Raw genomic sequence first — 1,333 nt, 5'->3', positions numbered from 1 at the left:
GATAAGCATTTGTAAGGGAACCATAAATCCGTTATTAACAATATAGGACCATAGTTTATCTATGCCTGTAGATTCTTTTACTTGGTTCGATAACTTACTTTTTGCTCCTTCCATTACTTCTTTTAAATCCGGATTGATTATGTAGGTTATTATAGTTGCAATAATTGTTATGGCTGCTGCAAATAAAAAAAATTTAACAGCTCTCTTAACTATAATTTTTGGCATAGTAGACACCATAATTTAGAACCACCCTCCTTAATTTATATAGCTAATACATTATCATATTATTCAACTATATGGCCGCCTTGTAAAGGCTGCCGGTTATTCAACTAAAGCGCCCGTTAGTTGAAGAGTATATGAAGACATGGAATTATTTTATTAATTCTTCTCCTGTTAAAATTTCATATAGGTCTGCTGAATCTTGCTTTGTTAATTTTACATATCTATCGCTATCGGTAACTATCTCTAGATTTTCATCATTTGGGCTAATCCATAGTAAATAAGACGCTATTTTGTCTTCGCTGCCGTTGCTATTCTTAGACGGAAATTGAAATTGGTAGTCAGCATAGCGTGCCATTTCTACTTTTTCATTTTCCCAATTAGCATTATTAACTATATCTATCGCTTTTTTCACCTGTTTTTTTGAGTGACTTCTTCGAAGTCTTCAAAAATGTTTTCTTCACCAGTTCGTTTCTGTATAGTTATTTTTTGGCCAATCATTTCATCCAAACAACCCGAAGTAACTAGCAGAACGCTTAGTAGAGAAAAAAACAGTATTATTTTTCTCAATCTATTCCCCCCTTATCTTTACTTTCTTATTAAACTAACCTGCCCCGTTAGTTAAAGAAGAWAAAGGCCTTACTYYTTATTGAAGTAAAGCACCCGTGATTTGAAGAAGACTTATTTTAGAGTTGACACAAACTGTGACATGAAAAATGACGGGTTTCCCCGTCTAATTTAGCTTATCTAGTTTGTCAGAAATAGTACGTAGTATTTTGTTCTTTTCCTGCTGTATTTTTAAGAATTTAATCATAAACCAAATCACAAATACAACTGGTGCTATGTAAAAAAAGATAGTTATGATTGGTAAAAAAGCCAAAACTGAATCATAGCCCATTTATAAGCCTCCTCTAATTTTGGTAATTATATCATAATTAGGAATGTGTTTACGATTTATTAGTTAGTGAACAAAAATGCTTCACACCTTCTTGAAGTAAAGCAGCCATTATCCTCTGGATACTCTTTCTTCAGTTCTTCCCTGACGAAGACAATAGCCTTTTCAATAGTTAATATATTTCTCTCGAACCAACTTTCACCCATTTCTCTTACCAAC

3 protein-coding genes and 1 pseudogene are annotated in these 1,333 nt (G+C 32.9%); all 4 read right to left on the bottom strand.

Features of this window, described 5'->3' with window-relative positions; genetic code table 11:
- Positions 1–237 (bottom strand): annotated as a pseudogene (locus tag AC1DSL_RS18300) (stage II sporulation protein M); the annotation flags it as partial.
- A 133-nt stretch (positions 238–370) separates the two neighbouring features.
- Positions 371–634, bottom strand: a complete 264-nt coding sequence (locus AC1DSL_RS18295; RefSeq protein WP_477533345.1) for a YhfM domain-containing protein — start codon at positions 632–634, stop codon at positions 371–373.
- Positions 631–789: a hypothetical protein gene (locus AC1DSL_RS18290; protein WP_477533344.1), complete on the bottom strand. Its 159-nt coding sequence runs from the start codon at positions 787–789 to the stop codon at positions 631–633. The genes AC1DSL_RS18295 and AC1DSL_RS18290 overlap by 4 nt, the downstream gene beginning before the upstream one ends.
- Before the next feature lie 163 nt (positions 790–952).
- Positions 953–1,117, bottom strand: a complete 165-nt coding sequence (locus AC1DSL_RS18285; RefSeq protein ID WP_477533343.1) for a hypothetical protein — start codon at positions 1,115–1,117, stop codon at positions 953–955.
- Positions 1,118–1,333: the final 216 nt, after the last annotated feature.

The organism is Paenisporosarcina sp. P4_D4 (assembly GCF_056401835.1).
This window is presented reverse-complemented; position numbering and strand designations above follow the sequence as displayed.

Bases quoted from the DNA above. Each gene is read 5' to 3' on its own strand.
- AC1DSL_RS18285 (WP_477533343.1), bottom strand. From the start codon at position 1,117: ATGGGCTATGATTCAGTTTTGGCTTTTTTACCAATCATAACTATCTTT.